At 59.4% G+C, this 14078-nt stretch carries 18 protein-coding genes; 4 read left to right on the top strand and 14 right to left on the bottom strand.

The genetic code is table 11. The features are described from left to right. Position 1: 1 nt before the first annotated feature. From ACT54B_RS07955 to ACT54B_RS07890, 14 genes are all read right to left on the bottom strand, one after another. Positions 2-406, bottom strand: coding sequence for a hypothetical protein (locus tag ACT54B_RS07955; protein WP_476044113.1), 405 nt, complete (start codon positions 404-406; stop codon positions 2-4). Further along, a complete protein-coding gene (locus ACT54B_RS07950) occupies positions 406-2586 on the bottom strand; it encodes a phage tail protein (protein ID WP_476044112.1) in 2181 nt (726 codons plus the stop codon). Before ACT54B_RS07950 ends, ACT54B_RS07955 begins: the two co-directional genes overlap by 1 nt. Then, positions 2583-3206, bottom strand: a complete 624-nt coding sequence (locus tag ACT54B_RS07945) for a hypothetical protein (RefSeq protein WP_476044111.1) — start codon at positions 3204-3206, stop codon at positions 2583-2585. The genes ACT54B_RS07950 and ACT54B_RS07945 overlap by 4 nt, the downstream gene beginning before the upstream one ends. A gap of 70 nt (positions 3207-3276) precedes the next feature. After that, positions 3277-3609, bottom strand: a complete 333-nt coding sequence (locus ACT54B_RS07940) for a hypothetical protein (protein WP_476044110.1) — start codon at positions 3607-3609, stop codon at positions 3277-3279. Positions 3610-3644: 35 nt separating this feature from the next. Then, complete coding sequence (locus ACT54B_RS07935) at positions 3645-4145, bottom strand: hypothetical protein (protein WP_476044109.1); 501 nt, start codon at positions 4143-4145, stop codon at positions 3645-3647. Between the two features lie 45 nt (positions 4146-4190). Then, entirely contained in the window at positions 4191-5171 is a 981-nt protein-coding gene (locus ACT54B_RS07930) for a major capsid protein (protein WP_476044108.1), read from the bottom strand. Positions 5172-5183: 12 nt separating this feature from the next. Next, a complete protein-coding gene (locus tag ACT54B_RS07925) occupies positions 5184-5963 on the bottom strand; it encodes a hypothetical protein (protein WP_476044107.1) in 780 nt (259 codons plus the stop codon). 339 nt (positions 5964-6302) lie between these two features. Then, a complete protein-coding gene (locus tag ACT54B_RS07920) occupies positions 6303-7865 on the bottom strand; it encodes a portal protein (protein ID WP_476044106.1) in 1563 nt (520 codons plus the stop codon). 7 nt (positions 7866-7872) lie between these two features. After that, positions 7873-8052 (bottom strand): hypothetical protein, encoded by a 180-nt coding sequence (locus ACT54B_RS07915; RefSeq protein WP_476044105.1) that lies wholly within the window; start codon positions 8050-8052, stop codon positions 7873-7875. A 16-nt stretch (positions 8053-8068) separates the two neighbouring features. Beyond that, positions 8069-8497: a hypothetical protein gene (locus ACT54B_RS07910; protein ID WP_476044104.1), complete on the bottom strand. Its 429-nt coding sequence runs from the start codon at positions 8495-8497 to the stop codon at positions 8069-8071. After that, positions 8487-10082, bottom strand: a complete 1596-nt coding sequence (locus ACT54B_RS07905; protein ID WP_476044103.1) for a hypothetical protein — start codon at positions 10080-10082, stop codon at positions 8487-8489. Before ACT54B_RS07905 ends, ACT54B_RS07910 begins: the two co-directional genes overlap by 11 nt. Beyond that, positions 10076-10330 carry a hypothetical protein gene (locus ACT54B_RS07900; RefSeq protein WP_476044102.1) on the bottom strand — a complete coding sequence of 85 codons (255 nt, stop codon included), beginning with the start codon at positions 10328-10330 and terminating at the stop codon, positions 10076-10078. Before ACT54B_RS07900 ends, ACT54B_RS07905 begins: the two co-directional genes overlap by 7 nt. Then, entirely contained in the window at positions 10327-10587 is a 261-nt protein-coding gene (locus ACT54B_RS07895) for a hypothetical protein (protein ID WP_476044101.1), read from the bottom strand. The genes ACT54B_RS07900 and ACT54B_RS07895 overlap by 4 nt, the downstream gene beginning before the upstream one ends. Before the next feature lie 159 nt (positions 10588-10746). Further along, entirely contained in the window at positions 10747-11292 is a 546-nt protein-coding gene (locus ACT54B_RS07890) for a hypothetical protein (RefSeq protein WP_476044100.1), read from the bottom strand. 394 nt (positions 11293-11686) lie between these two features. Between ACT54B_RS07890 and ACT54B_RS07885 the strand changes: the two genes are divergently transcribed. From ACT54B_RS07885 to ACT54B_RS07870, 4 genes are all read left to right on the top strand, one after another. Then, positions 11687-11956 carry a hypothetical protein gene (locus ACT54B_RS07885; RefSeq protein ID WP_476044099.1) on the top strand — a complete coding sequence of 90 codons (270 nt, stop codon included), beginning with the start codon at positions 11687-11689 and terminating at the stop codon, positions 11954-11956. A gap of 71 nt (positions 11957-12027) precedes the next feature. Next, the gene (locus ACT54B_RS07880) at positions 12028-12828 is read left to right on the top strand and encodes a DUF4942 domain-containing protein (protein WP_476044098.1); all 801 of its coding nucleotides are present in this window, start codon (positions 12028-12030) and stop codon (positions 12826-12828) included. 101 nt (positions 12829-12929) lie between these two features. Further along, positions 12930-13712, top strand: coding sequence for a hypothetical protein (locus ACT54B_RS07875; RefSeq protein ID WP_476044097.1), 783 nt, complete (start codon positions 12930-12932; stop codon positions 13710-13712). Further along, entirely contained in the window at positions 13709-14044 is a 336-nt protein-coding gene (locus tag ACT54B_RS07870) for a helix-turn-helix domain-containing protein (RefSeq protein ID WP_476044096.1), read from the top strand. The genes ACT54B_RS07875 and ACT54B_RS07870 overlap by 4 nt, the downstream gene beginning before the upstream one ends. The last annotated feature ends 34 nt before the right edge of the window (positions 14045-14078 follow it).

The raw sequence follows: 14078 nt of genomic DNA, 5'->3' as shown, positions 1-14078 counted from the left end.
ATTACGACCCATAGAACTTGGAAAGACCAGTGGCCGCGCCGCCGAGGAGCGCCCAGCCTGCGGAAGAGCGCCGAAATTTGGCGTCCTGCTCATCGGAATTCGCCTGCATTCGACGTGACCCCACATCAATCATGCGGTCACGATCACTGGTGGCGGCCTGTTTCGCCTCGACGGCCATGCCTGTGGGCGACCCCGCTCCTACGCCCGCCGAAGCACGGATCGTGCGGATATTCGCGATGGTGGAATTCAGTTCGTCGCGATAGCTGGAATCGATCTGATCAGCCTGCACGCGCCCAACAGCAGCCTGTTTTTCAGACTGTGCGGCGGCAAACTGGCCGGCCTGATATTGCCCGTAGGCTCCGACCAGGGAGCCAGCAAGGCCAAGAATGGGTGCGATCGCTGCCATTAGAGTGTTATCCTGGTGTTGAGTTCGATAAGCTTGAACTGGCCGGGGAAAGTGCTCTTGATCATGACTTCCGGATCTTCTGATCGTCCGACTTCTCGATAGCGATAGGTCTGATCACGTTCTGGCACTGGCAATGTCGTGTCCTCGTTCCCCCGATATGAACCGAGAATTTTGCTGCCCACCTGAAATTCCTGAGTGTCGCGAACCGTGATCTTCATTTTCGCGATCTTGCGCTTTTGCTGACCTTGGCCAGCAACCTCCCCACCCTCGATGTTCGGGAACAGCGGGGAAAGATAGAAATCGAAATCCACGCCCAACGTGATTTCGCTGTAATTCGAAAACCCTGTGAGGATTCCATCCGAAGGCACCGTAACGGGACCCAGATAGAAACCGCCGCCATAGACAGAAACAGTGCGCCCCGCGTAGAAGAGCGCCGCAACAGCGGAGAGAGACAAAGGCTGGCCACTGTTCAACCGCAATGGGCTTCCGTCAGCAAACTCCAAGAAATCCGCTGGGTCTGAAGTGCTGATCGTCTTCGCACAGTCGCAAAGCAGCAAACCATCCAGTTGCTCGGCAACACCAACCACAGTGCTTCCAAACGTATAAGTCGTCATGAACATGGCTTTGCCATATGACCCTGCAACGCTGAGAACCTTGCCGGCCCCTTCTTGCTTCAGCCAGCCGACATACTCCCGGTCTGCATTGAATTGACCCGTGACATAGGTTCCGTCGCCGTTCACCACGTAGACTTGACGCGCCGGGAAATCAGGTGTCGCCGAGGTAGCAGCAATGCTCTTCACGTCCGAGAACAGATGTCGGTGAAACCGGTTGATCTCGTTTGCAATATAGGGGCGCGCGGTCTGACCCGTGGCAGAGATCGCGTAAATTCCGGTTCTTGCTTTGTCGACAAAGATGAGACCTTCGGTAACCTGGATTGGGCGGATGTCGGAAAGCTCGCTTGAGAAGATGATACGGAACTCGACGGACCCAGGCTGAAGGGGCGCACCCACGGAAATGGGGATGTAATAGACACCCTTGTCGGTAACGGCAAATTCGTCATAGCCCCCCACAACATGGAAGACTTGGCATTCCTCACCGATGAATTCCAAGATAGCGTCTTGCGCGTCGCCTCCAATCAGGCCATCGCGATTGTCGCCCACAGCAGTCCAGAACACAGCATTCTTTTTCTGAGGGAAATTGCCCATGATGAGGCGTTGCCTGTCCTTGGAGACAGACCGCGGCCAGCCGCGATAGTCGGAAATGAACTGCTCTTCCCACTGCAACGCGGCAGCGGGAGATGGCGAAAGGCTCACGGCTGTGATCTTGCTGGAAGCGGACGGGCTCACCAGCTTCTCGTTCACCTCTGGCGTGATAAGCCGATATAGCGCTACCATCGTGATGATATTGCCTGCAATCGCGGCGACTTCGCCCTTGGAGCCCGTTGTGTCTGTCTCCAGGATTTGCCCGACCGAAAACCCGGTGCCGTCTGCGACGGTCACCTGATACGTGGGAGGAAGCTTTTCCAACACAGTGGCCGATGCCACTTTCGAGGACAGCACCGAGTTTATCAGAATTTGCCGCCCGCCGTACCGGAACACGGTCCCAGCATGAAGGCTATTCAGCGCGGCGCCTGAGAATGTGAGCGTGATGCTGCCCGTCAGAGCAGACGGCTGCATTGTGATGTTCACAGTATCATCGAAGCGATAAAACGGCACACGAACTGCACCGGCAATATCGGTCTTGAACTTGAATACAGAAATAGACCAGACGCGGGTTGCTTTATCAACGCGGATCACCCGCATAGCAGCGCCCCATGCAACGAACACCTCGTTGTCCATGGACTCGATCACGAGCGAGTCTAGATCGGTAGAGTTCCATGGGGCTGCGAGTTTAGCCACCAAAGCGCCGCTACTAGACCTAATACTGACGCCGCCAGCCGTGAAAACAAGCGTGTAAGCCACGTCATCGAACGGCTTAAAATCGACGTTGACGCCAAGCTCCTGAAACAGCATCCGGCGGCCCTGCCGACGTGTCAGCCCCCCGGTTGGCAGCGACACCAGATTGCGCGCCTTGCGAACGCCAAGCTTCAGCAGCTCTAGATCGTCACGACGTAACGCATCGGGATTGATCTCCCCAGCTGAAAAATCTCGCTGCCTGACGATGATCTCCTTGATGCTCATACCCGGCGCGTCCTTCGCGCTGCGGCAATGCTGCTGCGGAACAGGTTCCGCCCAGGGTTCTGCTGATCGACCGCTGGCCGTGCTTCCACTAGGAGAGCGTCGGCACGGCCTTCGCGACGGCTGGCCTCTGTGAAATCCTCATTTAGCCCACGAAGAATTCCAGCCTCGACATAGAGGGTGAGAGCCGAAATCACGACAGGATGCCAGCGTTCTTCGTTGGTGGCCTTCACCACTTCGACATAGATCTCGGATTCGAAATGACAGGAAAGGATATCGCCCAGGATCTCGTATTCCGTCAGGACAGAAGTGCGGTAGAAAACCGTTTTGACGTGCAGCCGATCAGGCGGAAGTCGGAAGGCATTGTAAGGATACCGGCGCGACTTGTTGTCGGTATCCGGAGCGCGCGACAGCGCGTCAATGGTGGTGGCGAAGAGCCATGGATGGCTCGCCATCACTTCCAGGGAATAGCGCTCGAAGGCGCCGTTTGCCACGCGATATTCGTCCGATCCGTCCGCGTTGTTGACCGCGTCGTTGCCGGTTGCGAAGAGCGCATTATTGATTATCGACAGCCTATCCATGTGCCGAGAATGACGGGCCGCGAAAGGACGGGCAAAGCACAACAAAAAACCCCGGAGCAATTACGCTCCGAGGTTCTTCAGCTAGCCGGTCGCGATGAAAGAGCGGCTGGCCTCAGCTGTCCGCCACATGGGCGGCGACATATTCAGCCCGGTCTTCAGCCGTCATCTGGTTGAAGGCGATGCCATCGGCCTCGCGGATGGATTTGCCCATCTCGGCACCGTTGGCGTCATAGATGGCCCACCAGCCCTTTCCCTTCTCGCGCGCCTCGTAGATTTCCACGACGTCGCCACCAGTGCCGGGCTCGGCGGGATCGGAGACCGCCGCCACACCCTCCGGCCACGGTTCGTTCGACCATTCGGCGGGGTGACGGGAAACGGCTGCACGAGCGTCGATCTCGTACATTTCCTGCGGACCATTCTTTTTGTGATAGATCGTCTTGAGCATGGGTCAGTTCTCCTGAAGGGGAAGCCCGAGCTGCCTTAGCAGCTCAGGTCACCGGCCAGCCATGCGGCGAGCGTGATGGACGGCGTGGTGCCCGCTGCCACCAGATACAGCTGGAGATAGCGGAAGGTGAAGATGCCGCGCTGGTTGGTCACCGGCACGATGAAGCGGCTGGAACTCTTGCCCGTGCTGGGGACCGCATTCGACGGCGGGCAGACAGTCGGGAGCAGCCGGCCGGCGGTTGCCGCGGCGAAGTCCTGGAACGCCAGAAGCTCCACGTTGCCGTTGGCGAAAGCCGCGTCGTTCGAGCCCAGCAGCAGGATACGATAGGTTTCGTCACCGGACGAAAGATCGAGCGCCGAGATATCGAGGCACAGCTTGCCGATCCAGCGGCCAACGCCGATATCGACCTGGGCCTGGATCGCGTTGATGTAACCCGATGCGGTCAGCGTCTGGCCATTGGCAAACGCGGTCACGACATCAAAAGGAACATCCCAATCCGGGACAACAGAGGGAAGAGTGGACTGCGAAAGAGGCATAGCTCAGACTCCTGATAGGTTTCGCTTTGCAGAACCCACCGTGGCTTACGCCACGATGGTTGCTGCGGTGATCGAGGTCAGGCGGCTGAACGCGCGCGGATGCTCGCGAACAATACCCCAGTCCCACTTGATTTCTGCGACATCGAACGGCGTGCCGACCTGGCGCTGGAACTCGCCCACATTGAGCGGGGTCTGCTCGATGCCGTAGAACTTCCCATCGCCAAGCGAGAGGCAGTAAATGGATCCGGTGACAGCGCCGCCGCCGCCGGCAGCGACTTCCGTCATGGGGAGCAGATCGGGCGTATCGTCGGGCTCGTAGCCGAACAGGATCGGCAGGCCCTTGTAGCGCATGATACGGCGGCCGAACTCGTCCGGAGCTGCGTCATAGGCCAGCGACTGACCGGTAAGCGTGGTGTTGCGCGCGGCCGCATCGAGGAACGGCATGAGGGTGCGCGGGAACAGCCAGTGGGTAGGCTTGTTGACCGACCAGTACAGCATGTCCAGGTTGGTCAGGGACAGAGCCGCGCCGCCGGACGCCGCCGAGTTGTTGAACAGGTTGACGTTCAGCTGGTTGCAGCGCGTCTGGATACCGTTCGGCTGCTTGGCGCCGGTCGCAGAGTTGTCGCCCTTGATGATGATCTGGGAGGCGAACTGCGCGAGAGCGATATTCTTCAGCTCCATCTGCTTGTAGCGATGATCGGGGCCGAGGCGATCCACCAGCGCGCGGTCCACTTCCACGAATTCATCAATCGGGAAGGTGTCTTCTTCGCGCAGGTTGAAGGAGCCGGTGTCCTTGTTGCCCTGTGCGTTGAAATTACGGAAGCCGACGCTCGGCAGACGGCCGATATCCATGAATTCCTTCTTGCCGTTGATGGCCGGAAGGAACGGGAATGCCGCCAGCAAGTCCGAAGTGCGAGCCATGTTCTCGACAAACACCCGCTCACGGGAGGATTCATCAAGGGTCTTGGCGTATTCGGCCAGCGAGATCGGCGCGGAGATGGAAGAGGGGATCGGTGTGATAGCCATAAAAGTTGCTCCTTACTTCCGGCCCATGGCGTCGATGGCGGCCATGCGCTGACGGAAATTCATGATCTCGTAGCCTTCGATTTTCTGGCTACCGCCTACTGCATCGCGCCCAGAACCCGGATTGCCCGGGATCTGCCCTCTGTTGAGGCGCATTACCGCCTCAAAAGCTTCGACCTGTTTTGCGCTGTAGAGCATCGGGGCCAGCGCGCCCGCCAACTCCCCGCCGATCTTCGCGCCAAGCCAGGTGGTGACTGCGGAAACCCGCTCCTTGCCCTTCGGCCCCAGCTTCTCGACTTCCTTCGAAAGGGCTTCCGAGAAATTCTGGTGCTGCGCCGCGTCCATCTGCACGCCAAGCGCAAGCATCTGCTCGAAGTCGGCCTGGCTCATGTTGCGGGAGTGGGCGAAATCGCGGGCGAACGCGATGCGCGGGTCATCTTCGTTGATGCCGATCTCCTGCCCTTCCGGCAGCGTCACCCCATCGGGCAGCTTGAAATCGGCAGGCAGAGAGACCCGGTAGCCGTCCTTGGTTTCGGGGACCTGCGCCATATTGGCATCGCGCTCGGCCTTGAAGGCAAGCAGCTCGTTGAACTCGTCCGCCTTGAAGCCTTTTTCGGCGTCCCAGAAGCTTTCGGGGAGATAGTCAGGGCGCTCCGGTTTCGCAGCCGGCTCGGCCGGGGCGGCAGACGCAGCCCCAGCGGCCGGATCAGCGACGGGCGGGGCGGGATCGGTGCCGGCGGCGCCACCATCGGCAGCTCCACCGGCACCCGCCGCACCCCCTTCGGGAGCCAACATGATACGCGGTCCGAACGGAGAAGAAAGCACGAATGCGCCTGCGCTAGCCCCGTGCCGAGGGGCCTCGCCGCAGTGTCTTTCGTGTCGGGACTCCACTCCCATTTCTCCGCTCACCTTCTGCTGTTCCGTCATCGCTCGTACCTACCTCTGCCATCGCAATCAGATTGGCAGCGAATGTGCGGCGAGCGTTGTGAGCGTGCAAAGCACAGGTCTCGGTGGGGCCGATTTCCTCGACAACGCTCTGGAGCGCCGAGAAGAAGACCTTGCCCTGCGGCTGTTTTTCGAACCACGACAGCGCGGCCCGAACGTCATCGTCATTGAGCTTGAAGCGAGCCATGGTTACCCCTGCGGAACGACGCCCGCCTGTTGGGCGGCGCCAAGAATGTTACCGACCATTTCCCTGACCTGCTGTTCGTCGCGCAGAACAACGAGCTCGTCCTTCATCGCGCCTTTGAACTTCTCGATGGTCTTCAGCTCATCGATGGCCGCCTGAGCCGTTTCGGGGAAATAGCTCTTCGCCATGGTGAGGAGATTACCCGCCACCATGACTTTCTGATTGTCGGCCGCCTGTGTGGCCGGATTGTTTGCGGAGAGGGTCACCGCCCTGCCTTTGAATTCCAACGGCTCTATCTTGCCGTCCTTGTCGAGCAGCCACTCGAACCGGCGATAGATCGCATATGGGCCCTCGCGCCAGAACTTCTTGCCCGGCGTTCCGATGCGGCGCTGGCTCTTCACCATCTCGTCGGCCCACTGGGTGGCTGTCGGCGGCGTGTCGCCCTTCTGCTCCGGATAGTCAGCGAAATGCTTCCTCCGGATACGCCGCTCAAGATCTGATGCGGTGTAAAATCCGAGATCCGGGTTGCCCTCGAAGTAGATTGGGGCGATGTCCTTGCCCGATCCAGGCCGTGCGGGATAGGCCTTGCCCGCCTCGATGCCGCCTTCAAAATTCAGAATTCCATCATCGGGATAGGTGACGGGCGGATTCATCGCGATATCGACACGATCCTGAGTGCCGGCCGTGATGACATCCAGAACGCGATATTCCTGTAGAGCCTTGATCGAAGGACCGAAGCCCCAGGCAAAACTTGCATCGGGGGACATGCGCGCGATGATCAGGGGCAAGCACCCCTCGCCTTCGAGATCCTGCTCATGAACAGCGATCCCGTCGACCAGGATGACATGTTTCCAGAGGTCTGCCTCTGGATCTGACCAGTCGCGCCAGAAGCACCAAGCCACCTCGGAAGTGCTGTTCTTCGCGTCCCTGATCTTTCGTTCGATCTTCTCAGGGAACTTGATCCCGGGAAGGATGGAGCGCAGCTTGGCAGTCCGCGCATGCCGGATGCGGAACCGGTCCCCAACGCTGCCATCTTCCTCGACGTTGAATTCCAGCTCATTCGGCGGGATATGCTTCACGGTGATTGGGCGCGTGTTGAAAGGCTTGTCCACCCACAGCGCAATCGTGCCGACAGCCGCGTGGGGATCGAGAATTGTGCCAAGCTCGGCATCGAAGTTGGAAGCCCGGATCGCTGAGAATATCTTCCGATCGCGCGCCATCGCCTTCTTGATCAGCTCCCCGACCTGAAACGGCTCAAGCCCCAGCCCAGCGATTTCGGATTCATCGAGAGAGGACTCGACCCAGTTCGTTCCCTGCGGGAAAAATGCGGATATGACTTCCGTCGCAAAGTCCTCGGAAACCTCAGATCCGATACCTGTCGCGAGTTCTTCACTCTGCTCACTCCTGCGGCGGGAAGCTCGGCTTGTGGAATCCACGCTGTAGGAGAGCCGGGGGCGCGTGAAGAAATAGGCCTCCTGCAGATCGGGGCGACTTGTCGCCTTCTGCTCTCGGGCCTCCTTCAGTTTTGCGCTCGCTTCTTCAGCCAGCCTCTTCATATCATCGGCCATGCCGCCCTCACTTCGTTGCAATAAGCGGCGAGGACTTCACGCCGGCCATGGCTCGGCGCGTGCCGAAATAGCGCAGCGACTGATCCGTTTCGGTCGAGAGCCGATCCTGAATGGATTTCACTTTTGCAGAGGAAGCCGCCAGCTGCTGCCGAACCAGTTCCGGATCAGTGTCAATTTTCGGCTTCATTTTTCTATCCTTCCGGTCACATTATCTCGCCACCATGGGCGAGACATTGCCGAAAGAGGGTGTCCGGGCGCAAAGCACTCAGCGGCAGCCCGACGAGATGAGCGACGGCGGGGACACACCACATGCCCACGCTCCAGCGCATCTTGTTGCCGGGGATCAGGGGCCGCGCCATGCGGACAATCGTGTTTCCGTGAGCAAAAGCCGCCAGCATGCCGTCCGCTTCGTGGTTCCCCACCACATAGATCCGACTGCGATCCAGATTGAAATCGAAGAACACCCAGGTTTGCGCTCTCGGCACCCAGCCAAAGGCGGAAACATGCTTGAAACGCCCCATCGCCAGCCAACTCAGCCAACGTCGGTGCGTCTTCGTGTGAAAAACGACGTACCAGTCTGCCGGTTCGAGCTGATCGGCAGGAATCCCGCCGTTAATTCCGTCAGAAGCCACCGCGCCGCCTCGTTTTCTGTCTGATCCGGACGTCAACAGGCTCGCGACCGCCGCGGCGCTCCTGTCCGGTTGCCACTCTGCCCTCACCAGCACCCAGAACCATGTACTGGCAGGCGTCGGAAATGTCGGAATACCGGTCTTTCTCGGGCGTTTCCTTGTGCCGGGAGGTGCCTTTGATGCGGGCGAAATGATACCCGCCGGCACAGGCCACCTTCAGCGTCCGGCAGTTCGTGCCGCACACCAGAAAGCGCGGAACGCCGTTTACCATCGTGATCATGGCATACTCGACAGCCTCAATCCGGGTCTGGATGTGGTTGTTCTTGACCGGCGCCGGCCGCACCGGCATGCCGTGATTGCGGAAAATGTCGTAAGCCGTGTGTTCGTCGGCCTGGGTGCCGTCATCGCCCTTCGGATCACCGAAGAATTCGACAGAGAAGCCATTGCCCTGCTCGTTTCGGCCATTCCCGAGATGCCAGTTGCCCAGCCGCCGGTCGAGCAGTTGCTTCACCAGCGGCGCAAAGATCGACGCGCCGACATCGCGCGCCGTCAGCTCGGCAAAAATCCGCCACCGGTTGTTCACCAGCTGCCCGACGACACAAGCCGGGTTCCTCCCGAAGTCGAGCCCCACATAGACCGGCCAGCCCGGAATCGGCTCAAGAGGCTGCTTCGAGACATGCGCCTCTTCGCTGAACTGCCCCCAGACCGGCTTGCCATCCACGTAGACCGTGATCTTGTTCATCACGCGGCTGTCGATCCACTGTTTCGACTTGCCGCGGATCTTTTCGCCGTAATAGCCCGGCTTCAGCCATTTCGTGTTCTCGGCCTTCGGGTTCATCTTGTACCCGAGCAGCTGGCCGCCCGAATCCTTGATCTCCAGCATCGCCGCCGGCTGCACGTGATAGCCCCAGTTGTCGGGCTTCCGATATGCGAGCCGTTCCTCTTCCGTCCAATCATCAGGCAAGGGAACCTCGCCCATCATCAACGGAATGAAATGATCCTCGCGCGGCGCGTTCATGTCGGCAATGATGCCGTCCCAAGTTGCCCCGCCATCCTTCACCGCCGGATATCGGCCCGTTCGGGACTCCGCCTCGTCCAGGATGTCCTTCTCGATGAACTCCAACTCGTTGAACCAGAAGCCCGTCACCTCGAGCGATCGCATCTTGCGAACGTCTTCCGGGCTGTCGAGCGCGATGAAGATGACTTCCATCTCCATGTTGCCGATCTTGATTTCGTGACGGAACGGCCGATTCCAGAAAAACCGCCCGTACTGCTCTTCCGGGAACCAGTCGAGCCAGGTCTTGACCGTCGTTTCCTTCAGATCGGGGAACGTGTTGCGCACAACAACCCACCGCGTCCGCCTGATCCCGTCTGCCTGCGGCGCCTGCTCCATCGAAATCATGTACATCTTCATGATCGACGCAGTGGAGGTCCCGGAGCCGATGGACCCGCGGATGATGGAAACGTGCTTCCGGCATTCCAGGTAGTCGATCAGCACATCACCGTCAGGCTGATAAATCTTCCGGCCGGCTGCATCCCGCTCGATCTTCGGCAATTCCTTGGGGCGGGGCGGCTCAATGATCAGCATGCGCCCGAATCCCTGTCCATCTGGCAATGAAGTCGGTGGAGCAGCCGCGACACGGAAGCTAGGCGCCGGGGCGCATCATCCGTTCCGGTGAACCCTACCACCATCCCCCCGTCGATTGCCGCCGACGCATAAGACAGATCGACAAGCTCCCCCGCCTCAGCCATTGCCAGAAGCTCCCGAGCCTTCTCGACCACATCTGCTTTCAGCCCAGCCTTGGAATCGAAGGCCACGATTTTCAGCTCGGTCATGCCACCACCTCAAACCGTTCCGCGAAATCATCAGCTTTGAAGTGCTCAAGCCGCCCATTCGGCCAGCACACAATCCAGTCGCCCGGCCGAACCCGATAATTTCCCGTCAGCGCCACCAGCGTGAAATAGCCGGGATCCCCGCCGCTCCAGTACAGAATCCCCCGCACAAGCGCGTCCAGAACCCACAGCGGCCGGTCCTCATCACCCGGCAGAAACCGCCACGCCTCTGCAACCTCATCCAGCAATCGGACCTTCATCGCGTTTCTCCATGGCTGATAAAAAAAATCCGATCCCCTTTCCCCAAAGTCGGAAATCGATTGGTTGGGGGTGGACTGGGAAGTTTTCGCCCGTTTTTGCCCCCACCCCCCTCAATCGCGGCTCCGGACGAGAACGAAGGGGGTACGGGGCCGCGTTCCTCAATCATCGGAAGGAACATTCTTCAATGATCCTAACCGGTTAGACTCGCCTTGCCCCAGATGCTCTATCTGCTCCGTCTCATTGCCGCCCGTTCGAGCGAGCTTGATGACGTAGCCCGGCGTGTCGAGCTGGACGTTGTTGTTGATCTGCACGTTGACCTGAGCAGCGCCGACCGTGTGGCTTCCTCGGTTCATTCCGTCGAGGTATTCGGCCGCTTTGAACTTGGTGCTGTCACCGCTGGCATCGAGAAGCTTTTCCATCGTTTGCAGCGCACGAGGGCGGAGGCTCGTTCGCAACACCTCCATCTGCTCGTTCATGTAAGCAAGGACATGAGGCTTGGTGAGAGCGGTGCGAAGGGCGTGATCAGTCAGGCCAACGGCTTGAGCGGCATCCGGTCGCTTGAGCCCCTCGAACACCATCAGCTCGATTGCCTGCCGGTTCTTCTCGGTCAGGACGATCTCTTTTTTTTCTTTCCGGAGGAGAGCAGCTGCTTTCTGCGCTGCCTGTGCATGGTCCTGAACGGACTTCTTCGAGGGCATGACCATCGCTGTCTGTCTCTCGCTGTGCTCGTTGATCGCTTTCGTTCGCTGCCTTGGTCGGCGCTCACTTTCGCTATGGAGAGGAGGCGTTGGCGAGAGCCGAAGGGGGAGGAACGCCGCGCGATGGTGGCCCCTGTGGACAGGCGTTGTCAAAGCACAGGTTTATTATCCAATGATTTCAACGTTGTTGATCATAAGTTACAATTTGTAACATTCCGTGATGGATATTTAATGTCTGTTTTGCCTGTTTCAGCCGGCACGAGTCGCAGCGGTTAATATCCCTATTTGTCGCTATTATGGATATTTAATGTCTGTGCTGCTTGACAGAATTGGGGGCCTGTGGGATGGTGCTGATACCGGATGCCAGCCGGTCTCACTCACTCACAGAAGGAATGCCGACATGTTCAACACTCTCTCCAAGCTGCTGATCAAGAAGCCCGCGCTGCTGGCGCTGGCTGACGCTGAGATCGCCCTGATGAACGCTGCCCAGACAAAGCTGCTCGATATGGCCGACAAGCTCGACCGCGCCGGGGAATACAGTCTGCACCTCAAGTTCATGCGCCTCGCCATTAAGAAGGCGGACGAGATCAACTTGGCTCGGCAGCGCAAGGCAGCGATTGCCAACCGTCCCGCACTGCTGGTGACGCTGCAGGGTCTGCTGAGCGCCTGACATCAGGGCAAGGGCTTTCGAGCCCTTATCCGGTTGCCAGACCGAAACCCCTCACAGAAGCGGAGACATCCATGAGCACTGACATCATTCGCAAAGCATCCATTGAAGAGCTGGTCGCGCACCGGATGCGAGCCATTGAGGCATTCGCCCAGGCAGAGGCAGCCATTGAGGCCGCAAACGCAGCAGCAAAGCGCGCAGCCCCCTCTTTTCAGTATGCAGGCGGGGCACAGGCGCTGGCCTCTCCCAGCAGGTCAAGGTTCTCGACCAACTCACAGGCGCAAGAATGGCGCAAGGGTGTTGATCGCGACTGCTGGAACAATCTGCTGATGGCATCCGGCCTTGGCGCACTGATGGGCGCGAAGCAGAAGGGCGAATTCCAGAAGCTGCTTGAGGACAACCCGCCGGAATTCACCGTCGAGACAGCCTTTGCGACCTTTGCCGACAAGATGAGCAACGCAGGGGCAATCTTTAACGAGAGCGTGGTGAATGCGTTCAAGTCGGCCCCGAACGGGTTCAAGTCGAACGACAGCTTCCACGTTGGGACCCGCATGATCCTTGATTATGCCGTGTCCCACTACATGAACCATGCAACGTGGTACAGCAGCAGCTACGGCAGCCAAGCAATCGACATCGTGCGAGACCTCGACAGGATCATGCACCAGCTCGACGGCAAGCCGTTCGAGACTGACGCCACACAGATCGCGGGCGCAGCCATGCGTGAGGGCAAGTCCGAATGCGAGACCGAGTATTTCCGGTTCCGCTGGTTCCGCAAGTCTACGATGCACGTGTGGTTCAAGCGGGCCGATCTGGTGCGCGACATGAACCGAATTATCGCTGATCACTATGGCGCCGCATTGGGCCGTGCAGCCTGAAACGAAACGGCCGGGCGAATTGCCAGCGCCCGGCCACACCCTTGCGGGCGATCCTCACAGAAAGGATGCCCGCTTTTACCATCACATCAGGGTTTCGAGCAATGGCGCGCAAAGCATCAGCCGACCAATTGGCATTCGATTTCTTCGGTAACAACGCGACTCCCGCAACGCCGGCCGCACCGGTGGCCTTGCCCGATCCGTTGAAAGAGGCGCTGTTGGGCGCGAAGCTGGAGCACAACGAGTTCTTGCTGAACCTCAACCGCGGCCTAACCAGCAAGCTGCATGTCCCCTTCCCGTCTCGCCTGTACCGGTTCCCTGTCGAGTTCATGGACCGCGACCGGACCAAGACAGCATCCAGCCAGCTGCTGTTGCGGCATCCGAGGTTGTGGGATTGTGAGTTTGTCGCGCCATTCCTTGAGGAGATCGAGCAGCGATCCGGCATCCGCGCAGTGTGGCAGGATCACGACGAGTTCGGCCGAGACCGTGGCGAGCTGCCCCGATGGTGGCATGCTGTAGACCTGTGCGACAACAAGCACTGGTCACACCTGATGGACACGGCGCACCTGACAGGCACAGATGAAATCTTCCGTGCTGTCCGCTTCCACATCGAATGCTGCAGCCTATCCACCAAGACTGCCCGGCAGATCATGCAGCAGCTCGAGGCCGAAGAGCCGGCCGACCGTAGCCGCGGCGCTATCCTTGGTGATGGCATGTCCCCGGGCCGCTGCCAGCAGGGGATATCACCAAACATCCGGCTGCGCGGCCCTGAAGGCGCTTGGCTTGCCATTCACGCCGTCGAGGACGGCTATCTGAAGAAACGCGGCAGCTTCATGATGGTACCGCCCGAAACCATGGCCGCACGCGAACGGGCGTTGGCCGCATGACCATGGACACGCAAACCGAAAATCTGCATGGTGCCGCGACTGCCAGCAATGCGGATACACCCATGGAAAAGCCCTCGCCTGATGCCCCGGAACACCTGCTGGCCAGGTATTGGCGCGAGGAGGTGTTGGAACTGACCCGCGATCAGCTGGCCGCGCTGACAGGCTTCAGCGCATCGAGCATCAAGGACTTCGAAAACCCGGCCAAAGACATCGACCCCATGGCCCGCAAGCGCTACCGACTGGCCTGTGCTGCGGTGGCCATGGGCATACAGTTCGACTGGCTGACGACATCGCTGAAGATACAGCAGCCTGTCAGCATCCAGATAGGATGACCTGAATCTACAACTCACACCACCTAGTTGCTGC

The organism is Gellertiella sp. DMC107 (genome assembly GCF_056313605.1).
The sequence above is the reverse complement of the archived record's forward strand: the minus strand, read 5'-3'. Positions and strand labels throughout refer to the sequence as shown.